The organism is Aquabacterium parvum, from assembly GCF_001447195.1.
Lineage (GTDB): Bacteria > Pseudomonadota > Gammaproteobacteria > Burkholderiales > Burkholderiaceae_C > Aquabacterium > Aquabacterium parvum.
On sequence record NZ_LFRI01000245.1, the window covers coordinates 70,184 to 91,980 of the forward strand.

18 protein-coding genes and 1 pseudogene are annotated in these 21,797 nt (G+C 60.4%); 5 read left to right on the forward strand and 14 right to left on the reverse strand.

The genetic code is table 11. The features are described from left to right. Window positions 1-12 precede the first annotated feature (12 nt). Both ABG80_RS09240 and ABG80_RS09245 read right to left on the reverse strand, forming a co-directional pair. Window positions 13-774, reverse strand: a complete 762-nt coding sequence (locus ABG80_RS09240) for a polysaccharide biosynthesis/export family protein (RefSeq protein ID WP_058087420.1) — start codon at window positions 772-774, stop codon at window positions 13-15. Window positions 775-840: 66 nt separating this feature from the next. Then, entirely contained in the window at window positions 841-1,401 is a 561-nt protein-coding gene (locus ABG80_RS09245; RefSeq protein WP_058087421.1) for a glycosyltransferase family 2 protein, read from the reverse strand. Window positions 1,402-1,754: 353 nt separating this feature from the next. On the opposite strand from ABG80_RS09245, the gene ABG80_RS09250 reads away from it, so the two are divergent. Then, a complete protein-coding gene (locus tag ABG80_RS09250) occupies window positions 1,755-2,399 on the forward strand; it encodes a porin family protein (RefSeq protein WP_058087422.1) in 645 nt (214 codons plus the stop codon). Between the two features lie 36 nt (window positions 2,400-2,435). Here ABG80_RS09250 and ABG80_RS09255 read toward each other — a convergent pair whose 3' ends face one another. From ABG80_RS09255 to ABG80_RS09275, 7 genes are all read right to left on the reverse strand, one after another. After that, complete coding sequence (locus ABG80_RS09255) at window positions 2,436-3,284, reverse strand: uracil-DNA glycosylase (protein WP_152987551.1); 849 nt, start codon at window positions 3,282-3,284, stop codon at window positions 2,436-2,438. Between the two features lie 15 nt (window positions 3,285-3,299). Then, on the reverse strand, window positions 3,300-4,100 hold the full coding sequence (trpC, locus tag ABG80_RS09260; RefSeq protein WP_058087423.1) for an indole-3-glycerol phosphate synthase TrpC: 801 nt from the start codon (window positions 4,098-4,100) through the stop codon (window positions 3,300-3,302). A 66-nt stretch (window positions 4,101-4,166) separates the two neighbouring features. Further along, the gene (gene trpD, locus ABG80_RS09265; RefSeq protein ID WP_058087424.1) at window positions 4,167-5,210 is read right to left on the reverse strand and encodes an anthranilate phosphoribosyltransferase; all 1,044 of its coding nucleotides are present in this window, start codon (window positions 5,208-5,210) and stop codon (window positions 4,167-4,169) included. Window positions 5,211-5,220: 10 nt separating this feature from the next. Further along, the gene (locus ABG80_RS09270; protein WP_058087425.1) at window positions 5,221-5,805 is read right to left on the reverse strand and encodes an aminodeoxychorismate/anthranilate synthase component II; all 585 of its coding nucleotides are present in this window, start codon (window positions 5,803-5,805) and stop codon (window positions 5,221-5,223) included. 446 nt (window positions 5,806-6,251) lie between these two features. Continuing rightward, window positions 6,252-6,791, reverse strand: coding sequence for a DUF4411 family protein (locus ABG80_RS21350; protein WP_083505956.1), 540 nt, complete (start codon window positions 6,789-6,791; stop codon window positions 6,252-6,254). Beyond that, entirely contained in the window at window positions 6,784-7,911 is a 1,128-nt protein-coding gene (locus ABG80_RS21355; RefSeq protein WP_083505957.1) for an ImmA/IrrE family metallo-endopeptidase, read from the reverse strand. The genes ABG80_RS21350 and ABG80_RS21355 overlap by 8 nt, the downstream gene beginning before the upstream one ends. Before the next feature lie 253 nt (window positions 7,912-8,164). Further along, window positions 8,165-11,380 carry a type I restriction endonuclease subunit R gene (locus ABG80_RS09275; protein WP_058087426.1) on the reverse strand — a complete coding sequence of 1,072 codons (3,216 nt, stop codon included), beginning with the start codon at window positions 11,378-11,380 and terminating at the stop codon, window positions 8,165-8,167. Between the two features lie 905 nt (window positions 11,381-12,285). Between ABG80_RS09275 and ABG80_RS09285 the strand changes: the two genes are divergently transcribed. Further along, complete coding sequence (locus ABG80_RS09285) at window positions 12,286-12,570, forward strand: type II toxin-antitoxin system HigB family toxin (protein WP_058087428.1); 285 nt, start codon at window positions 12,286-12,288, stop codon at window positions 12,568-12,570. A 28-nt stretch (window positions 12,571-12,598) separates the two neighbouring features. Beyond that, on the forward strand, window positions 12,599-13,840 hold the full coding sequence (locus ABG80_RS09290) for an ImmA/IrrE family metallo-endopeptidase (RefSeq protein ID WP_058087429.1): 1,242 nt from the start codon (window positions 12,599-12,601) through the stop codon (window positions 13,838-13,840). A gap of 542 nt (window positions 13,841-14,382) precedes the next feature. On the opposite strand, the pseudogene ABG80_RS09295 reads toward ABG80_RS09290, so the two are convergent. Next, window positions 14,383-15,908, reverse strand: a pseudogene (locus ABG80_RS09295) (IS3 family transposase). On the opposite strand from ABG80_RS09295, the gene ABG80_RS23455 reads away from it, so the two are divergent. Next, complete coding sequence (locus ABG80_RS23455; RefSeq protein ID WP_235513805.1) at window positions 15,847-16,032, forward strand: hypothetical protein; 186 nt, start codon at window positions 15,847-15,849, stop codon at window positions 16,030-16,032. The pseudogene ABG80_RS09295 and the gene ABG80_RS23455 sit on opposite strands and share 62 nt — an antisense overlap. Before the next feature lie 77 nt (window positions 16,033-16,109). On the opposite strand, the gene ABG80_RS09305 is transcribed toward ABG80_RS23455, so the two are convergent. Genes ABG80_RS09305 through ABG80_RS09315 form a run of 3 tightly spaced genes read right to left on the reverse strand, consistent with a single transcriptional unit; the run spans window position 16,110 to window position 19,578 of the window. After that, complete coding sequence (locus tag ABG80_RS09305; protein ID WP_058087431.1) at window positions 16,110-17,438, reverse strand: restriction endonuclease subunit S; 1,329 nt, start codon at window positions 17,436-17,438, stop codon at window positions 16,110-16,112. Next, a complete protein-coding gene (locus ABG80_RS09310; RefSeq protein WP_058087432.1) occupies window positions 17,428-18,978 on the reverse strand; it encodes a class I SAM-dependent DNA methyltransferase in 1,551 nt (516 codons plus the stop codon). The genes ABG80_RS09305 and ABG80_RS09310 overlap by 11 nt, the downstream gene beginning before the upstream one ends. Before the next feature lie 21 nt (window positions 18,979-18,999). After that, window positions 19,000-19,578, reverse strand: a complete 579-nt coding sequence (locus tag ABG80_RS09315; protein ID WP_058087433.1) for a hypothetical protein — start codon at window positions 19,576-19,578, stop codon at window positions 19,000-19,002. Window positions 19,579-19,966: 388 nt separating this feature from the next. On the opposite strand from ABG80_RS09315, the gene ABG80_RS09320 reads away from it, so the two are divergent. Beyond that, on the forward strand, window positions 19,967-20,323 hold the full coding sequence (locus ABG80_RS09320) for an antibiotic biosynthesis monooxygenase family protein (RefSeq protein WP_058087434.1): 357 nt from the start codon (window positions 19,967-19,969) through the stop codon (window positions 20,321-20,323). Window positions 20,324-20,413: 90 nt separating this feature from the next. On the opposite strand, the gene ABG80_RS09325 is transcribed toward ABG80_RS09320, so the two are convergent. Further along, complete coding sequence (locus ABG80_RS09325; protein ID WP_083505958.1) at window positions 20,414-21,763, reverse strand: allophanate hydrolase; 1,350 nt, start codon at window positions 21,761-21,763, stop codon at window positions 20,414-20,416. Window positions 21,764-21,797: the final 34 nt, after the last annotated feature.

Below are 21,797 nucleotides of genomic sequence, written 5' to 3' on the forward strand. Positions count from 1 at the left end.
GTGGGCCGGGCCTTACTTCACGCGGGTCTCACCCCAGGAATAACCGATGCCCAGCGAACGCGAGAAGGGCAGGATCTGGTTGATGTAGACCTCCACGCCATCGCCCACGTTGCCGGCGGTCGACTTGGGCACGAAGAGGATGTCGCCGCGACGCAAGGCGAGGTTGGGCGTGGCCGCGTCACCCGACTGACTTTGCAGGATGCGGCTCATGTCCACGAAGTACAGCTGGTAGCGCTGCGCCTGGTTCAAGCGCAGCAGGGCGATGTGGGTGGGGTCGGCCGCGGGCAGCAGGCCACCGACGGCGAACAGGCCCTGCTCCAGCGTGGCGATCGCGTTGGTGTCGATGGCGCCGGGCGCGCGCACGGCCCCGCCGATGACCACCTTGCTGCTGGGCGATGACACGATGTTGACGGTCACGCCGGGCTGGCGGTAGTAGGCGTCGAGCTTGGCGGAGATCTCGGTGGCGAGCTCATCGGGTGTCTTGCCTGCGGCTTCGACACGACCGGCGAAGCGGAAGGAAAAACTGCCGTCCGGGCGCACCACGTAGAGCTGGGTCTGGCTGTCTTCCACCAGGTTGCGCAAGTCCATGGCCGGGTCCTGCGCGTCGCGCACGATGCGCAGCGTGTCACCCGCCTGAACACGCGTGGGCTCCTTGGCCATGGCGGCCAGGTCTTCGGCGGTCAGGTATCGCACCTGCTCGGAGGGCTGCAGGTTCCCCATCGGGGTGCAGGCCACCAGCAGGCAGCTGGACAGGACCAGGGCAATGCGCTTCATGTCGAACCAGGAGTGGAGAGGAACGAGAGCCAAACCAAAGCCGGCCACAGGGGCCGGCAGGGTCGATCAGACCTGGGCGTCGGACTGGGCGCCCACCCCATGCTCGATGACCTGCCTGCGCCACCTCAGGTAGGCCGACTTCATCTTCGAGCGATGGGGACGCCGCACCCAGGGCACGCCGAACTTGGTGAAGAAGCGCACCATGCTGCGCAGGTGGGTCTGGCCCGAGCTGGACCAGATGCCAGCCTGGCTGTGGCGCTGGTGTTCGTGCACCAGCTCCACCTCGGGAACGGCCACGACCTGCCAGTTGCGCTTGAGCAGGTGGCTGCTGACCAGCTTGCGCAGCGGCCCCAGGTTGCCCAAAGGGGTGCGGCGCGCCAGGATGTCCAGCAGGGAATAAAAGCGCCGCGCCGAGTACTGCAGGCTGCCATCGGGGTTGATGAGCTTGAGCCCGGCGATGCCCAGGTTGGGCGTCTCGGTGAACAAGCGCTGCAGCACCTCCACCCGGTTGCGCAGGAAGTAGGTGTCGGGGTTGAGCACCAGCACCAGGTCGGTGCTCAACGCAGCCACACCGATGTTGACGCCCGCCCCGAAGCCACCGTTGCGCGGCGACAGCACCAGGCGCACGCCGGCGGGCAGGCTGCCCCCAGCGAGGGAAGTGGGTGTTGGCGGTCGTTCATGGTGTTCATCCGGTTGGGCTGGAGCGGGTTCGATGGGTGGATGGGTCAGCCAAGGGATCAACCGCATCGCCCTGCGCACGCCCAAAAGGGTGGGAAAACGCTGAGGGCCAGTGTGTCAGAGGGATCAAACCCCGTGTAATCCCGAGCATGGGTGGGTTACTGTTTCAGAACACATGCATTGCCACTCTGTTTGGTCAAAGTCACACTTGACGGGGGATCTAAGGCGCCTGCTGGCCTCCCCGTGCTCGGCGCGACTGGGGCAGAATCGGGCGCTTGAGCCAACATTCAACAGGGAAGAAGATGCGCAAGACCTTGCTGGCAGCCTGCCTGCTGTCCTCTTTTGTCGCCACGGCTGGCGCCCAAGTCGCCGAAAACACCTATTCGCCAACAGGGCTGCGTCCGTTCATCGGCGTGGGCCTGGCTGCGGGTGGCGACACTTTGCTGCGCGTGCAGAACGACGCCGAGGGCGCCAGCGCCAACGATGTCACCAACATCAGGGCTGGCGACGGCCTGGACCTGCGCGTGGGCCTGAGCCTGAAGCTGGGCAACCTGCCTTGGAGCCTGCAAACCGTCGTGGCGTACCACAACGACCAGAGCAACGGGCAGGACAACACCAAGTACCGCTTCCGCCGCGTCCCCGTCGAGGCCACGCTGCTGTGGCACGCCACCGACCGCGCACGCATCGGTTTCGGTGTGCGCAAGTCCACCCAGCCCACGGTCAAGATCGACAACGGCCGCCTTGCTGGCGACACCACCCGCTTCGATGCCAAGTTCGACATGAAGGCCAGCACCGGCTTCATCGTCGAAGGTGAGTACGCGGTGACGCCGGGCTGGAGCCTCAAGGGCCGCTACGTGTACGAGACCTTCCGCTACAAGGACTTCCCGGAGCTCGACAAGGTCAAAGGCGACCACGTCGCCATCCAGAGCGTCTGGTACGTGGACTGAACCCGTCGAATCCGGCATCGCCGGACCAGGCAGGCCTCAGGCCAAGCCCCAGTCCAGCGCCTGACCGCGTTCACGCCAGAACGCCACGGCCCGACCAAAGTGCCCGTTGCCCACAAAGGGCAACGGCCCGCGCGTGGCGGACAAGGGCGAGGGGTGGTTGCTTTGCAGCACCAGCAGGTCGTCCAGCGACTGCCCCGACGCCCGCCGCGCGGCTTCGAGCAATGGCGCCTTGCGCTGGGCATGCGCACCCCACAGCATCACCACCAGCGCACCGGCATCTGCCACCACGGCCTGGGCCAGGGCGTCGGTCAGCAGCTCCCAGCCCCAGCCGGCGTGGCTGCCAGCCTCGGCGGCCTGCACCGTCAGCGCGGTGTTGAGCAGCAAGACCCCTCGCTCGGCCCAGCCTTGCAGGCAGCCGTGCACGGGCGCATGCAAGCCCAGCTCCCGCTGGATCTCCTTGCGGATGTTGCGCAGGCTGGGCGGGATGGCCACGCCCGGGCGCACCGAGAACGCCAGCCCATGGGCCTGACCGGGTCCGTGATACGGATCCTGGCCCAGGATGAGCACCTTCACGTCGACGCGTCGCGTCAGGTGCAGCGCGTGGAAAACCTCGTCGGGGTAGATGACCGCACCCGCCGCGCGGGCCAGGTCGACACGATCGATCAGGGCCCGGCCCTGCGGGCTGGCTCGGAAGGCATCGGTCAGCGGCCGCCAGTCGGGCGGCACGGCATCGAACAGGTCGTCGAGCGGGCGTGACAGCGCGGGCGCCTGGGTCGCTGCAGGCTCGCCAGCCGAGGCAGACACAGCCGACACACCCACTGGCTCAGCACCGAAATCCAGCGCCGCTTGAGGCACCTGCTTCGGTGCCGATGCCTTGCTTGCCATGGCCCGCTTTGGCGTTCAGTTGAACAACTGGGCCAGGGCCACGCCAGGATCCGGCTGGCGCATGAAGGCCTCACCCACCAGGAAGGCGTGCACGTCGGCGGCGCGCATGCGCTGCACGTCTTCGCGCCCCAGGATGCCGGACTCGGTCACCAGCAGGCGGTCGGCGGGCACGCGCGGCAGCAGGCCCAGTGTGGTGTCCAGCGTGACCTCGAAGGTGCGCAGGTTGCGGTTGTTGATGCCAACCAGCGGGGTTTTGAGCTTCAAAGCCCGGTCCAGCTCCTCGCCGTCGTGCACCTCGACCAGCACGGCCATGCCCAGCTCGTGGGCCAGGGCCTCGAGGTCGCGCATCTGGGCATCGTCCAGGCAGGCGGCGATCAGCAGGATGCAGTCGGCGCCCATGGCCCGGGCGTCGTAGACCTGGAAGGCATCGACCATGAAATCCTTGCGCAGCACGGGCAGGCTGCAGGCCTCGCGGGCCTGCTTCAGGTAGGCCTCACAGCCCTGGAAGAAGCGCTCGTCCGTCAGCACGCTCAGGCAGGCGGCGCCATGCTGGGCGTAGCTGCGCGCGATGTCGGCCGGCACGAATTGCTCGCGCAGCACGCCCTTGCTGGGGCTGGCCTTCTTGACCTCGGCGATGACGGCGGCCTGGCCAGCGGCCACCTTGGCGCGCAGGGCGCCAGTGAAGTCGCGCACATCGTTGAGGTCGCTGTTGCGTTGCTCGGCTTGCGCGCGCACGTTGGCCAGCGAGCGGGTTTTCAGCGCCAGCGCGATCTCTTCGTGCTTGACGGCGACGATCTTTTGCAGGATGTCGGACATGAGGTGGGCTTTCAGGGGCGTCGCGGGTGAGCTCGCCGGCGATCGTTGTTGGCGCGAAGGGCGGAATCAGGCTTGCGAAGCCGCCAGGCGCTGCGTGGCCTGCACGAACTGTTCGAGCTTCTCGGCGGCCCGGCCCGAAGCCAGGGCTTCGCGGGCGCGCTCGATGCCATCGGCCAGGCTGTCCGCCACATCGGCGGCGTACAGCGCGGCACCGGCGTTCATCAGCACGATGTCGCGCGCCGGGCCAGGCTCGTTGGCCAGCACGCGCTGCAGCACGGCCTGCGACATCTCGCGCGTCTGGGCCTTGAGCATGGAGCCGTCGTGCTCGGCGATGCCGAACTGGCCCGGGTTGATGCGGTACTCGCGCACCTCGCCGTCTTTGAGCTCGGCCACCAGGGTGTCGCCGTTGAGGGTGATTTCGTCGAGGCCATCGCTGCCGTGCACGACGAGCACGTGCTTGGAGCCCAGGCGCTGCAGCACGCGGGCCATGATGCCGACCAGGTCGGGGTGAAAGACCCCCATGAGCTGGTTGGGCGCACCGGCCGGGTTGGTCAAGGGCCCGAGGATGTTGAACAGCGTTCGCACCCCAAGCTCCTTGCGCACGGGCGCGGCGTGCTTCATGGCGCCGTGGTGGTTGGGCGCGAACATGAAGCCGATGCCGGTATCAAGCAGGGCCTGGGCCACGTTGGCGGGCTGCAGGTTGATGCCCACGCCGAGCGATTCGAGCACGTCGGCGCTGCCGGTGGACGAGGACACCGAGCGCCCGCCGTGCTTGGCCACGCGGGCACCCGCCGCGGCGGCCACGAACATGGCCGTGGTGCTGATGTTGAAAGTGTGGGCGCCGTCGCCACCCGTGCCGCACAGGTCGACCATGTGGCGCTTGTCATCGACCTGCACGGGCGTGGCGAACTCGCGCATGACCTGCGCCGCTGCAGTGATCTCGCCCACCGTTTCTTTCTTGACGCGCAGGCCCGTGATGAGCGCGGCCATGACCACGGGCGACATCTCACCGGTCATGATGCGGCGCATCAGGCCCAGCATCTCGTCGTGGAAGATCTCGCGGTGCTCGATGACGCGCTGCAGGGCTTGCTGATCGGTGATCTGGCTCATGGCTGGCGCCTCACATCTTCAGGAAGTTGGCCAGCATGGCGTGGCCGTGCTCGGTCAGGATGGACTCGGGGTGGAACTGCACGCCTTCCAGGGGTGCGAAGTGGGGGTCGGTGAGCGAGCCCTTGTGGCGCACGCCCATGATCTCGCCGTCTTCGGTGGTGGCCGAGATGTGCAGGCACTCGGGCAGCGTGGCGCGCTCGATGGCCAGCGAGTGGTAGCGGATCACGGTGAACTGCCTGGGCAGGCCGGCGAAGACGCCCTGCTCATCGGTGGTGATGACGCTGGTCTTGCCATGCATCTGCTCGCGGGCGCGGATCACCTTGCCGCCCAGGGCCGCACCGATGCTCTGGTGCCCCAGGCACACGCCCAGGATGGGCAGCTGGCCGGTGAAGCGCTGCAGCGCGGGCACGCACACACCGGCTTCGGCGGGTGAGCAGGGGCCGGGCGAAAGCACCAGGCGATCGGGCTTCATGGCGGCGATCTCGTCGAGGGTGACCTCGTCGTTGCGCACCACCTTGACCTCTTCACCCAGTTCGCAGAAGTACTGCACCAGGTTGAAGGTGAAGCTGTCGTAGTTGTCGATCATCAGCAGCATATGCGCTCTATCCTATTGATTTCATGAGGGATTTCTTGGCAGCCCTCGTTTTGATACCCGCTTTGATACCCGCTTTTTTGCTCACTGGACAGCCAGTGTCACATGCAGGTGGGGAGTCTGGCGCCCAGCAGGGGCGCAATAGGTCGATCAGGTCGCTGGCTTACGCCAACGCTGACGGTAGAGGGGTGCTGAGGAAGACAAGAACGCACGCATAGGTGATGATTTTAGCCAATCTGGGCATCGACTCTCGCCAACTTGCTAAATGCCTTTGCGTAGCGAGCTATGGGACCCAGTTCCCACCATGTGGAACACGTGATCAGCGCGTCTACATCATCTGCGTATCAAGGATGCGGCTTCGCTTTGGCAGAGGCTGCCTGCAGCGGCGTTTATAGCGGTCGGCCCTGCCCCGTAATGCAGAGGAAAACCGGACAATCGCCAGCGCATCTTCAAGGTTGAAACTTAAAAGCTGGTCCGGCGTGCTTACTCAGCAGCTGAAATAAGGTTATTGTCTGCACACCCACTGCATTAGCAGCATTTGGGATTTTTATATTATTTACCCCTTTTGTACCCGAGGTTGGAGTTTCGGCAGTAACAATCACGCAGTCGTAATGCTTCGCCGCCGCCACTAGATACGCGTCGGCCTTATCTTTATTTGCAAAGGTTGCAAGGGCCGCGTACGAATATACTTGTTTAGCTTGTTGCTGGGCAGCCCAATCCATGAGACTTGCATAATGAAGATTAACCTTCCCAACCTTTTCGTCATCGAGAAAGAAGCTGCTATCTAGCGAGTGCTTTACCCAGCCTTTGACAGGACAAGAAGCAACGCCATCGGCTATTTCCTTCTTGACCTTCTTTATGCTAAAAAGAACATCCGCGCTGTGCCCATCTTCAAGCCACGTCCAGAACTGCTGACAGAATCCGAACTGGTACCAAAAGTTTTTTGCCTGGAAGAAGATGTTTGCATCTATCAAATACTTGCTAGCCAAAAATCTTCCCCCTTCGCCCCAATTCCATTATCGTATCTGGCTTCACATGCAGAAGAGTTGCCGCCTCTCGAAGCAATGTTTCCCCAGCCATCGTGCTTCTCACAATTGTTGCGGTTAATTTTTTGCTATTTCGGACAGGTATTGTGAGGTATGCATCTCCCCCGCCCCCTGCTTTTGCGGGTTTCATTCGACTCTGATTTACGATATCAGAATACTCTTGGTATTGAATAAAACCAAAATCCAGCGCCCGTCGAGCCACAACAATACGGCTTACACGAAATTTTTTCGCTACAGCAGAAACGTCCCCCAAGGTCTTCCAAAATTGAGAAAACTCATCTTTGGGAACCAAAACATCGGCAGCAACTTGGTTGCAAAGCTGCTCAATACCACGATTACTCGTCTTTGCAAGCCCTATATCCGATATGCCGCTTTGACCAGTCCAAATGTGGGCAATCTCATGAATCAACGTGAAAACTGCCGCCACCTCCGCATCACGCCCATTAATAAAAACGAGCGGCGCAATTTTATCAGCTACAGCGAATCCTCTAAACTCACTAACCGAGAGCGGGCGTTTTGTATTAGACTTAACAATGCCAGTCTTCATAACAAGCACGCCAAGATTCTCAATCCGTTCGGCCAAAATACTGAAATAATCTTCTGTTGTCGCAGCCGTTTTCCGAAGAGCATCGGATATACCAAGAGAACTAACAATATCTGCCGCCACATCGGCGGGGGAAGATTTGGCATTAAATTTCCCAACGATTGGCAATGGCTCTGCTCCGGCCTCCTTAAGATGCTCGGCGTACCATTGCTGCTTCCGAAGCGCATCTTCATACGCCTCCTGAAAATCCTTACTAAGGGGCAATGGATCTACCGTTTGACGTAAATCCGGTATTGCAGGTCGTCGGATAGTAGGCGGCACCGACAGAAAGAGCAGGCCAAATGGCACTCCAGTGAGCTTAGCCACCTTCTCAGCTTGAGCGGGAGTCAGTCGCCCCTCAAGAAGCCGATCCCTATCTTTTTCGCGCTTTGCCAGACCTTCAACCAAAGACTCATAGGACCTGCCGATTTGATCGGCCGCCCATGTAAGTACATCAGTAGATAAGGTCAAATTCTGCATTTGAATCAGTCTAGGCGCAAACAACCAAGTACGGAACGATCGCAGCAATGCGTGCGCTCAGGGCAACACGTCATTGTGGCCGCCACAACAAGCCCTGCCGATCCGGACAAGTTCTTACAAGGTTGAAGTCTGGCAGCACTTTTGGCATCGCCACCCCCGAGACTGAGGGATGTTTAGGCCCGTTATGCGGCAGATGCCCTGAATCTCGGCACTTCGTCTATCTCCCTGCGCGTAACCAAAAAATGATGCGAGGCTAACCCACCCATGCATCCCCGAGCGACTCAGCCTGCTCCAGCACCAGCTCCACCGCCGCATCCGCAGCATCTGGCGGGTACTTGTACTTGCGCAAGATGCGCTTGACCATCAGCCGCAGCTTGGCCCGCACGCTTTCACGTTGTGACCAGTCCACGCTGATGTTCTGGCGCAGGTTTTCAGTCAGTTCGTGGGCGATCTTCTTGAGCGTTTCATCGGTCAGTTCGCGCACGGCTGACTCGTTCATGGCCAGTGCGTCGTAGAACTTCACTTCGTCGTCGGTCAAGCCCAGGGTCTCGCCGCGCGATGCCGCCTCCCTGAACTTCTTGGCCATCTCGACCAGCTCCTCCATCACCTGCGCGGTTTCGATGGATCGGTTCTGGTACCGCTTGATGACGTTGCCCAGCAGCTCGGAGAACTTCTTTTCCTGCACGACATTGGTGGCAAAGCGGCTCTTGATCTCGCCTTCGAGCAAGCGCTCCAGCAACTCCACCGCCAAGTTGCGCTCGGGCAGGCTTTTCACCTGGGCAAGGAAGTCATCGTCCAACAATCCGATGTTGGGCTTGTCCAGGCCCACGGCATCAAAGATATCAACCACGCTTTCAGACACCACGGCAGAGCTGATGATCTGGCGGATGGCCAGGTCTCGCTGTTCGTCGGTGCGCTTCTGTGCTGAGATGTCTCGCTTGGTCAGGATCACCTTGACGGCCTGCATGAAGGCCACCTCTTCGCGCACGGCTTTGGCCTCGTCCAGCGTGCAGCACAGGGTGAAGGCCTTGCTCATGGCCAATGCCGTGTCGGCAAAGCGCTTCTTGCCTTCGCGGCCTTGCTCGGTCTTGATGCCCAGCACATGGTTGGCGGCACCTGCCAAGGTCTTGTGGCCCCCTGTGAGGAAGCCGCTGTAGTCAAAGCCGTGCAGCATGGCGCGCAGCACATCGAGCTTTTCGGCCAGCACGCTGTAGGCCTCGTGGGCATCGACCGTGGGCTTGCCCCGGCCTTTGCTGGCGGTGTATTCCTTCATCGCGGCCTTCAGCTCATTGCCGATGCCGATGTAGTCCACCACCAGGCCGCCTTGCTTGTCCTTGAACACACGGTTCACGCGGGCAATGGCCTGCATGAGGTTGTGGCCCTTCATGGGCTTGTCCACGTACAAGGTGTGCACGCACGGTGCATCGAAGCCGGTGAGCCACATGTCGCGCACGATCACCAAGCGCAGCGGGTCGGTGGGATCTTTGAAACGCTTCTCAAGCCGCTTCTTGACCTGGGCGCTGTAGATGTGTGGGCGCAGCAAGGCCTTGTCGCTGGCCGAGCCGGTCATCACGATCTTGATGGCGCCCTTCTCCGGGTCCGCATCGTGCCAATCGGGGCGCAGCTTGGTGATCTCGTCATACAGGTGCACGCAGATGTCGCGGCTCATGGCCACCACCATGGCCTTGCCGGGCTGGGCCTTGTCGCGTTCTTCAAAGTGCTTGACCAAGTCGCTGGCCACACTGGCCACGCGCGGTGTGGCGCCGACGATTTTTTCCAGCGCCGCCCAACGGCTCTTGAGCTTAGCCTGGTCGCTCTCTTCTTCGTCTTCGGCCAGCTCGTCCACTTCGTCGTCGATGTGGGCCAGCTCGTCCTCTTTCAGGCTCAGCTTGGCTAGGCGTGACTCGTAATAGATGGCCACCGTGGCGCCGTCTTCCTTGGCCTGCTGCATGTCATAGACATGGATGTAGTCACCGAACACAGCGCGGGTGTCACGGTCGGTGCTGCTGACGGGCGTGCCGGTGAAGGCCACGAAGGTGGCTTGAGGCAAGGCATCGCGCAGGTGCTGGGCATAGCCCACCTGGTAACTGGTCTTGTACTCAGGCGGCGCGAAGTCAGCCGTGGAGGCCACCACAGTACCGTCGCCATCGGTTGTGATGAGCGCCGTGGCGGGACTCTTCCCAGCCTCGGGCTTGAGCTTGCGGGTCTTCAGCTTGGCCTCGAAGCCATATTGCGTGCGGTGGGCTTCATCGGCGATCACGACAATGTTGCGGCGGTCGGACAAGACCGGGAACATGTCTTCGTCTTCACCAGGCATGAACTTCTGGATGGTGGCGAAGACAATGCCGCCGGATGGTCGGTTGCTCAGGAGCTGACGCAGCTCTTGCCGCGTGGTGGCCTGCACGGGCTGCTCGCGCAACAGATCCTGCGCAAGGCTGAACACACCAAAGAGCTGACCATCTAGGTCGTTGCGGTCCGTGATGACGACGATGGTGGGGTTGGCCATCGCTGGCTCTTGCATCACCCGAGCGGCAAAGCAGGTCATGGTGATGCTCTTGCCGCTGCCTTGTGTATGCCAGACCACGCCACCCTTACCTTGGATGCTGGCCGGGCTGTCGGTGCGCGACGCGGCGACCACGTGCTCAATGGCGGCGCGCACGGCATGGAACTGGTGATACCCGGCGATCTTCTTGATCAGGGCACCGTCATCCTCAAACAGGACGAAGTAGCGCAGGTAGTCCAGCAGGTACTGCGGCGCCAGGGCGCCACGAACCAAGGTCTCCAGCTCGTTGAATTCGCCCAGCGGGTCGAGGCTGACGCCATCAATGGTGCGCCATTGCATGAAGCGCTCGGCGTTGGCTGACAAAGAGCCCAGGCGTGCCTCGGTGCCATCCGAGATGACCAGCACCTCGTTGTACTGGAACACATCGGGGATCTGGGCCTTGTAAGTCTGGATCTGGTCGTAGGCCTTCCAGATATCGGCAACCTGGTCGGCGGGGTTTTTCAGCTCCAGCAGCACCAGAGGCAGGCCATTGATGAACAGGATGATGTCAGGGCGGCGGGTGTGGTGCGGCCCCTTGATGGTGAACTGGTTGACGGCCCAGAACTCGTTGCGCGATACATCAGACCAATCGACCAGGCGCACGAAGTCACCCCGGGTATCGCCGTCTTTCTGGTATTGCACTGGCACGCCGCCCACCAGCAGCTTGTGCAAGGCACGGTTGGCAGGCAACAAGGCCGGGATGCCCAGGTCCAGCACCTGTTGCAGGGCGTCTTCACGCGCCGACGTGGGGATGCTGGGGTTCAGGCGCTGGATGGCTTCACGCAGCCGGAAGGGCAAGATGACCTGGCGGTAGTCGGCGCGTTGCGGGTTGCTGCCGTCTTGCGCAATGTCTAAGCCGGAATGAACCGCATAGCCCACCTCAGCCAACCAGCCCAGTGCTTCTTGTTCGAGTTGGTCTTCGGTCATCGACACCCTGATGCTTATTGCTTGCTTGACGCGAGGTAGTTAAAATGTAGCCCAAGTGGATTGGGGGTTCCCGGTTGGCGCTGCAGCCTCGGTGGGTTCATCGGGGCTTTTCGCTTTCTGGCAGGCGCACTATGTTTTGCGTTTAAGCACTTAAACCATTGAATTTAAAGACAAATTCCCCTTCCGGCCTTGTCGCAAAGGTTTTGCTTTTAAGCACTCTCTACGCCCAGAACGGCAAGTTGCGCGCATAGCGGAGCCGCCGCCGTTGCTACCGGAGCTGGCGTGCTTACTACCGGAGCTACCGCCGTTATTACCGGAGCTGATGGCAGACGCCGCCTCGGTGGGCCATCCGGGCCGTAGCCCCCTGAGGGGCATGCATTTAACAACGCGTTTAGCAAACTCATCTGCAAGCTATTGATTTGAAAGCCATTTTTAGACTGTTTAGCAGTTTGCTTAACAGTTGCTAAACGCTCATTTCAAGGTGTGGAACGGCTTACCACGTAGCACCTGCTTGACCAGCCAGGAAGCCATCGTCCTGGCTCCATTTGGTCAGGTGATGCGAGGCCTCCACACTGGCTGAGGGCGAATCACCCAACCCGAGCAGGTCTCGCAACTCAACACGAATCAGGATTTCGCCAGGGTTCAGGTAATCGCGGTGGGTGGGTGCGTTCAAGATGGTCTCACGCCCCCCTCGATTGGGAACTGCGGGAGGCGAACCGTGAACAGTTCCAGCCCCAACCCCGTTTCGGGGTTCAGTGGCCCCACAAACATCTGCTTCATGCGCTCCACAGCGTAGGTGCCCGTGCCATTGTCATGACACTTCCTCCGCTCAACCACAATTGACACAACCCTGCGCAGGGAAGTATCATACGCAAAGGACTGGGGGGAACAGTCATGACCAAACCATGCAACTACTTGGCCTCATCAAGCTCGACGATTTCAAACGCAAACACGCTGATGCACGTGGGCCACTTGACGCCTGGCGCATTGAGGCTGAGCGCGCCCATTGGGCAGGCCCGCAGGACGTCAAGATCCGATACCCCAGTGCCAGCTTTCTGGCGGACAACAAGGTAATTTTTAACATCAAGGGCAACACCTACCGATTGGTCATCAAGGCCAAGTACCAAAACGGCGTGATCTTGATCGAGTGGGTTGGCACACATGCCGAGTACGACAAGCTGAAGTTTTAAGCTGGCTCGGCAAATGAAAGGAACGGGTATGAAGCAACAGGTGAAAGTGATCAAGACGCAGCGTGATTACGATGCGGCTGTCGTTCGTCTGTCGGCTTTGATGGACGAAGAATTGGCGCCGGGCTCCAGCAAGGAAGCTGAACTGGAATTGCTGGCCTTGGTCATTGAGTCTTACGAGCGCAGCAAAGTCGAGCCCGTGGCTCCTGATCCGATTGAGGCCATTTTGTTTCGCATGGATCAGCTGGGGCTCAAGAAGGTGGATCTGGTGCAGTACATGGGCTCACTGCCCAAGGTGTCTGAGGTGTTGGCACGAAAGCGCCCGCTCAACCTGGCCATGATCCGCAAGCTGCATCAAGAGCTGGGCATCCCGGCTGATGTTTTGCTGGCCAAGACCGATGATGCGATTGACCTGTCTGAGGACCCGGCCTACGACGCGAGCAAGTTCCCCATCAAGGAAATGTTCAACCGTGGTTACTTCAAAGACTTTCGAGGCACGCTCCGAGAAGCAAAGGACAACGCCGAGGAATTGGTTCGTTCCTTCATGCGCGGCATCCAGCTACACCCCACCCAGCAAGCAAGGCTGCGTGCGCCAATGCACCAAAGCGGTAGCCGCACGATGGATGACTATGCCCTGCTGACTTGGCATGTGGCTGTGCTCAAAAAGGCTCGCCAAATCAAGTTCAAATCGGCGTACGTGGACGGCAGCTTGACGGACGAGCGCCTGAAAGAGTTGGCGCGCCTGTCTCGCTTCGAGCAAGGGCCTCGTCTGGCGCAGGAATTCTTGGCCGACATGGGCATTGCCCTGGTGTTCGAGAACCACTTCAACAGGACTTATCTTGATGGTGCCGCCATGCTTGATGGGGATCGCCCCGTTGTGGCATTGACGCTAAGACATGACCGGCTCGATAACTTCTGGTTCGCTTTGCTGCACGAGCTGGTGCACGTCAAAATGCATTTGGGCCCTGGCTGTTCTTTCATCGCCGACAACCTTGAAGACAAGATCCATCAGCAAACCAAAGAGGAACGCCAGGCCGACGATGGCGCTCGGGAAATTCTGATTCCACAAGCCGAATGGTTGGCGTCAGATTTGGTCAGCTCTCCCACGATGGATGCCGCCATGGCTTTGGCAGACAAGCTGCGCATCCATCCCACCATCGTGGCTGGGCGCGTGCGTTTTGAATCCGGCAACTGGCGCTTGCTCAGCAGCATCAAGGCTGAAGTCCGCAGCCAGTTCCCTGATCAACTTCAGGAGCACGCTCAACCCAGTTGATCAGCAAAGAAAAAGGCCCCGGAGTGCGCTAACACTCAAGGGCCTTTGGTGAGGTGAACAGGGGTCTACCAAACCACCCATGCACAACACGTCTTAGCGAAGACGGCGGATCTTACCAGTTCGCAGTGCACGGGCATACGTGAAAACCCCTCCATTCTTCGCAAAGGAGTTGGCATGGCCTACGCCCGTTGGAAGAGCGTTTTTGTGCGGGCATACGTCCGTTTCCGGCTTGGACGCCGGGAACTTGTTTGCCAACACTGGCGCTCGCATCCCGGTCAGATGGAATTGTTCGTCTGACCCATTGGTGGCAGGTGCCTTGTTCTCAAGGCGCCTGCCACTTCCTTGCACGTGAACTTTGAAAGGTATCCATCTTGGCAACCAAGAAGACCCCCAATGAGCAGACGTCTGCTCGCGTCGCCTCCACAGCCTCCAAGCTGTTGAGCAACCCCAAGACCCCGGCTGCAGTGAAGTCGGTGGCAGCCTCAGCGCTGACACAACGGCCTGGTGGCAAGCGGCGCGTGTCAAGGTAGTTGTCGCGTCATTCATGCAGCCAGAAGCGATATATCCACTGCTGGGGAGTGGCCCCTGACGACGCAATCACGTTCTGGATTGAGAGTGACCGGCCCTAGCGGTGACCAGTCGCGCGTCGAGCCAGACCAGCGAGCTGGGTTGGCCTCGCGGGCCTGTGTGTACAGCGCGTGGCGAGCAGCCAAGATGGCGTGATCCTCACCGGCATGGCGCTGAGCCGGGCTGACGTAGCTGATGCCGCTGTGGCGGTGATCGTGGTTGTACCAACGAACAAAGTCAGCGGCCCATGTCCTGGCCTGGTCGAGGTTTGCGAAGCCCTTGGCGGGGAACTCTGGGCGGTACTTGGCTGTCCTGAACAAGGACTCGGCATAGGCGTTGTCATCGCTCACACGTGGCCTGGAGTACGAAGGTTTGACGCCCAGCCAGTTGAGCATGGCCAACACCGTCGTGGCCTTGAGCGTGGAGCCGTTATCGCCATGCAGTACGGGTTTTTGGGCGAGCATGGCAATGCCCTCGGCCAAGGCGGTGCGGCGCACCAGATGCGCGGCATGAACCGAGTCGTCCGTGTCGTGCACTTCCCAGCCAACGATCTTGCGGCTGTACAGATCCAGGATCAGGTACAGGTGGAACCAGCGCCCCATGACGTTCGCGGGCAGATAGGTCATGTCCCAGCACCACACTTGTCGTGCAGCCGTGGCGATGTGCGTGGTCGGCGGACGCGAGGCCCTGGGAGCCTTGGCGCGGCCTCGGCAACGGCTCTGCCCGTGCTCGCGCAGAACACGGCAGAAGCTCGACTCGCTGGCCAGGTAGACGCCTTCGTCGGCCAGCATCGGCACGATACGCGCTGGCGGCACACTGGCAAAGCGAGGCTGGTTGGCCACGGCCAGGAGCTGCGCACGCTCGTCTGGCGTCAAGGCATGACGGGGCATGGGACGGGCAGCCAAAGGCCTGCCATCGCCCGCTGTGAGCCCCGCGTGAGCCTGCCAGCGCTGCAGGGTGCGCAGATCAATGCCAGCCATCTCACACGCCGGGCGCAAACGCGCGCCATTCGCATGGGCAATCTGGATGTTGTGGGCCACGATTCGGCGATCTTCGAGGGCGATCATTCGTCCTCGCCCTTGTTGAAGATCACCTCGAGTTTTTTTGATAGCACCAGCAAGGCTGCTGTCTCGGCCAGCGCGGCGTTCTTGCGCCGCAGATCATGTTCGAGTTCCTTGATGCGTTTGCGGTCTTGCCGGGTCGACTGAGGGCTGGCGCGAGCCTCGTGGGGGTCGGACAATGCCGTGGTGCAGCTGGCGCGCCATTGATCCAGCTCGTTCGGATACACACCGTGTTCTCGGCACCAGGCACTTTTGTCTGACTCGCTCATCGAGGCCGTGGTGATCACAGCCTCAAGCCGAGCACTGGCTGTCCAAGCCCGCCCTCGGGCAGGCTTGGACAGGGCATCCGCGAGCCAACGCTCCAGCGTGTCCACTGCAATGCCTATCTCTTTCGAGACCACCGCCAACGCCGCGCTCTCCGGCGGCAACAACCTGGCCACCGCTCTGTCTTTGAATGCTTGTCCGTATCGAGCCACTGAAATCCTTCATCGCCGCCCGCTCATTGTTGAGTTCTATCGGCACGACAACTATTCTGACGCGGCGGGCAAGCCAAAGGGCAAGTGACCTCACCGTTGCCCGTTTGACCCTGAGCCCGCTTCGTGCGGGCTCATTCATTGGTCTATGCACCGTCAGATCACTAATCATGCGATGGCCTCTTCGTTGAGCTTCTGGACTTCTGGCAAACGCAGTTGGCCGGAGATCAGGCGGGGGAGGAGGGTGTCGCGGAGGGTGGCCAACGTGCGAGCCCTTTTCCGATTAATCGTCTTGGCAGCATCAATTGGCGCTAAGGCTGCGTTGAATATTTGGCGAATGACATCTGAAGGCGGCACCACAAGCTTCAAGTCAGATAGCGTGCCCAGACTCAAATTTGCCTGCACAGCCTGAACAACACGTTCGCCCATGAGTTGCTTCGACTCGGCCCTGTTGAGAAACCGAACAATGAGCCCACTCGGTAGCAGTTCATCTCTAGGTCGAATAATCGCCACGGCTTGATTGGTGTTCGCTGGCAAGAAGTCTTCAGTCATGACGGCTGTTCGCCCGATGGTGCCAGCAATCGAGATCAATACATCACCCTCCTTCAGTTGAGACCTCTGAAGCAGCTTATGAGTCTCAGCATCAATGAACGCAAACTTTGCAGGGATAAAGTCGCCGTCATCCGTCATGGATTCCGCTTTGACAAAATTAATTCCGAACTCTACAAAGGGGCGCTTCAGCGTTGTTGGCGTCGTGCCCTTGGTTACTCGCTCAACAATGTCGCCCAGTCGATGAACACCCCACCCCTTCGGCACCAGGCCAAGAGCCGACTCTTCGAAGGCATCAGGGAAGAGCACAGCAGTGGCCTCGTCCATGCCTTCGGGCGCGAGACCAGCCAGCTTGGCGCGCACGGGATCGAAATCGACGAACCAGGACTTGAACAGGGCTTGGGCGATGGCTTCGAGGGTGGCGTTGGTTTCGCGCAGGAGGGTGATGCGGTCGTCGAGTGCTTTTAGCGCTCCCGCGGCCTCCTGCTGAACATCGACCGGCGGCAACTTGATAGGGACCTTTCGCAGCTCGCTTTGCTTGATGCCCAGCACGGTGGTACCAGTTGCACGAGACCGTAGTTGATCTTGAAGCTCTTCCGACTGAAGGAGGTACAGCAGATACGTGCTGTCCAAAAGCCCCTTCTTACCTCGCAGGGTGACGACCCGCTGAGCAAGAGCCACCTTCTCTTTTCCAAGCTGAGCTACCTCCCCAAGTGGGGCCTCGACCGTGAGCACTACATCGCCAGCCCGAGGTATGCCACGCCTCATCCATGCGTCGTAGTTATCGACAGCGATGAACTCCGTAGGGGTCTCAATTCGCCCCGCCTTGATGATCTTTGCGGTAATGAGGGGAATGCCCGAGTCGGTCTTATCAGGCGTCTTTCCGCGATAGTCAATGAGGGCGTCTAAGCATTCCTCAAGTGGTAGGACTGGCCACTCAGAACTCATACCCCAGCCCCCCCAGCTTCTGCCGAATCAGCGCATCCAGCTCCGCGCCCTTGGCCATCTGCTCGCCCAGCTTTTCGGTGAGCTTTTGCATCTTGTCGGCAAAGGCTTCGTCGTCGTCTTCCACTTCTTCGGCGCCCACATAGCGCCCTGGCGTCAGCACATGGCCGTGCTGCGCAATCTCGGCCAACGGCACGCTGCGGCAATAGCCGGGCACGTCTTCATACGCGGCGGCATCGGCCTCGCCGCGCCAAGCAGCCACCGTGCCTGCGATGCGCTCGATCACCTCATCAGTGAACTCGCACTGCACACGGCTGATCATGCGGGCCAGCTTGCGGGCGTCGATGAACAGCACTTCGCCCTTGCGCTGCTTGCGCTTGGCCAGGAACCACAAGCAAGCCGGGATCTGGGTGTTGAAGAACAACTGTCCAGGCAAAGAAATCATCACCTCGACCACGTCGGCATCGACCATGGCCGCTCGGATCTGGCCTTCGTTGTTCTGGCTGGATGACATTGAGCCATTGGCCAACACGATGCCCGCGCGCCCGGTGGGCTTGAGGTGGTGCAGCATGTGCTGCAACCAGGCGTAGTTGGCGTTGCCTTGCGGTGGGTCGCCATAGTGCCAGCGAGGGTCGCCTTCCAGGCTGCCATGCCACCAGTCACTGATGTTGAAAGGAGGGTTGGCCAGGATGAAGTCAGCCCTCAAATCAGGATGCTGGTTCTTGGTGAAGGTGTCGCCAGGTTCGCGGCCCAGGTTGAAGTCGATGCCGCGAATGGCCAGGTTCATGGCCGCCAAGCGCCAGGTGGTTGGGTTGGCCTCTTGCCCGTAGATGGACACATCGCCCAGGTGGCCTCCATGCGCCTCAATGAACCTCTCGGATTGCACGAACATCCCGCCTGAACCGCAGCACGGGTCATACACCTGCCCATGGTGTGGGGCCAGCACAGCCACCAAGGTCTTGACGATGCTGGCGGGCGTGTAGAACTGCCCGCCCCGCTTGCCTTCGGCGCTGGCGAACATGCCCAGGAAGTATTCGTACACCTGGCCCAGCACGTCGCGGGCGGTGCTGGCATCGGTGCCAAAGCCGATGGTGGAGATCAAGTCAACCAGCTCACCCAGCTTGCCATCGGGCAACTGGGCGCGGGCATAGCGTTTGTCGAGGATGCCTTTAAGCTTGGGGTTCTCTGCTTCGATCAGGCTCAGGGCGTCGTCAATGCGTTTGCCGATGTCAGGCTGCTTGGCTGCGGCTCGGATGGCCTCCCACCGCGCAGGCTCGGGCACCCAGAACACGTTGACCTCGCGGTAGTAGTCGCGGTCTTCGAGTTCCGCATCGATGTCTTCCTGGCTGGCATCGCCATAGAAGTATTCGTCGTTGGGGTCACGCAGGCGGGTGCTCAGCTCAGCGCGGCGGGCGGCAAAAGTGTCCGAGATGTACTTCACGAAAATCAGGCCGAGCACAAGATGCTTGTATTCGGCGGCGTCCATGTTGGCGCGCAGCTTGTCGGCGGTGGCCCAGAGTGTCTTTTTGATGTCGTCAATCATGGGGGTGATCTTATCGGGCGTTCAATCCTCTGATTTCCGGCTTTTCAGACAGAGGCTGTAGACGTTGTGAGCCGTACGCGATGGCAGGGCCAAGGCGGCATTGTCTCTAGCGCACGGCGCCCAGGCCATGGATGCCAGCCAATGGCTCACCTGCCAACGCAGTCGGCACGTCGTCAGCCAACGGCCCAAAACACGCAACGGCAGGTACATCAGCACCACCGGCACGGTGAGCACCAGGCTCCGAACGTCCCAGGCAACCGCTGCGGCCAGGCCGCCAGCCAGGATGACCAGCACCGCCAGCGCATCGCACTTGCGCAGCAACATTGGCGGATCCTCTGACACGAAATTCACCTGCCGCCCCGTCGTCAGGTTGGCCAGCCCGACCACCCAATTGCCCAGCAGCAACACATTGACCCGGTGCCCCCGGCGCGCGGGCATCACCCTGCTGTGAACAACGAGCTTGATGTCACGACCATCATCGGCGGCAATCCAGAACTCGCGCCGTTCGCGGGCAGGGTATTGCTCGCACCATCGCATCGGCACATTGATGTACCGCTGCACCTCGGCCAGCTCGCCAGTGATGTACCAAAACTTGCGCATGTCGGGTCTCCTTGCATTGACCCGACCACGGTCACACGCAAGCTTAGGGAGTCAACCCCGGTGAGCAGCTGTTCACGCGCAATAGAGTGCGCGACAGCGCAACAAAGCCTGCGACAGTCGTCCAACGGCGGCCCTCCTGCGCGGTCCTCGCCCCGAGGAGGGCGACCGGTCGGCGATGACCCCTTTGCAGCGGTTGCGGACCTCGTGCGCGGAGAAACGATGGGCCGCTTGCGTCAGCAACAGCGGTCACTCGACGGTTTTGCGTGAAAAGCTCCTCCACGCAATCACGGTTGACGCATGAAGCTACAGCCCTCTGGGCATACATAGTCAAGAGAGTTCCCTTGAGTCGCTTTAACCAGCAATCAACTAAATCACCAGGAGCACCACAATGTTTTTGTCTACCTTCATCTTTGCCAAGAACCAGTTTGATGATGAGTTTCATCGGCTGGACCAAGCTATCGCTGAAGCAGCGCGCGACATCCCCGGCTACTTAGGCGAGGAGACTTGGGAGAACAACTCCACGGGTCTTGTGTCCAACGTCTACTATTGGGAATCCCTTGAAGCCTTAAAGGCCCTCATGAAGCATCCAACGCATTTGGAAGCCAAGGCAAAGCAGGGACAGTGGCTGAATGGCTATCAAGTGGTAATAGCAGAGGTCCTTAGGGTATACGGGGATTCAAAATTGAAGGGCCTCCTGCCGGTGTCAAACCCATACAGCTCGGATCGATGGGAAGCTGGGTCCTAAACCTTGCCCCACCTTGGCATTTTGACCGACTTGCAAATTTGCAGCCACAGGAGGGAACAATCAAGCGCCCTTCCATGCCAGCAAACCTGGCTACCCGGTGAACATCTCAGCGACCTGAAGCAAACGCATGTCGTCGGCACGGCGGCCCACAAACATGATGCCCGATGGCAGACCATCAGGCCGGAAGCCGTTCGGAACGGAGACGGCGGGGATGCTCAGGAACGGCGCGAAATTTGTGTAGGCACCGAGACTGCTCGAGCCATAGGCCGGGTCTTTCCTGACCACCTCCCGGGTATGTATCGTGGGTGCTGTTGGAAGACACAGTACGTCCACCCTCGACCACACATCAAGTTCGATTGTTCTTTCAAGTTCCTTGATGCGATGCATCATCTCAAAAGCATCGATTGCCGAAAACTTGACGGCATTGGCAATTGCGTCTCTCACGACGGGTGTGTAGCTGGCCTCAGGATGGCTAGCGATGAAGTCACCAAGCACGGCAGTCCGCTCTGCCATGGACGGCCCGAAGTACGTCATATCCGAGATTTCCTTGAACGGCGCGTAGTCGATAAGTTCGACTCGGTAGCCAAGCGCCCTCAGTCGCGCTACGCCCCGCTCATAGGCCGAGCGGGCGTGAGCGTCACCAAGGAAAAACTCGTCTCGGGATTCGATAACGCCAAAGGAAGGTGCCGTGAATGCATCTGAGCGGCTTGGCAGTTCAACCGAGAAAGGGTCCTCAACATCAAAACCAACGGCCACCTCCAGAACGCGTCGGACGTCGTCAGCACAGTTCCCAAACACCGAAATCGTGTCAAGTGATTTGGCGCAAGGAACAACACCTGATGCACTGAGAAGGCCTCCCGATGGGCGAAAGCCCAAGATGTTGTTGAAACCTGCAGGAATGCGCCCCGAACCCGCAGTGTCCGTCCCAAGGGAAAACTGGACAATGCCGCAAGACACCGCCACAGCCGAGCCGGAGCTTGAACCACCAGAAATGTGGTCAGGGCTGTAGGGATTGATAGGACTGCCATAAACCGAACGCATGCCTGTCAACCCCGTTGCGAACTGGTCCAAATTGCATTTTCCGACCAGCATGCCGCCGGCGGCGAGTAGGCGCTCAACCACAAAAGCATTTTTCTCGGGGGTGTAGGCGTACTGGGGGCAACCGGCAGTCGTGGGCATGCCTGCCACGTCAATATTGTCTTTCACGGCAAACGGCACACCATAAAGCGGCAAGCGCGCTCGCTCTACTTCCGTCAGGGCGGCAAGCTCATTGGCTCGCTGGCGCAGGGCTTGCGGGGTTACCGTGAATATGAAGATGGGATTCTCGCGCTGGCTCTCCAGCCGATGAAGCACCTCGTCGACGATGGTCAAGGGGTGCAACTCGCCGGTCACCGTCTTTTGAATCAGCCCGCGAATGTGTGGCTCTATGCTGATGTGCATGTGTACTCTCTGTGGTTAAAGACGAGTTGACTCG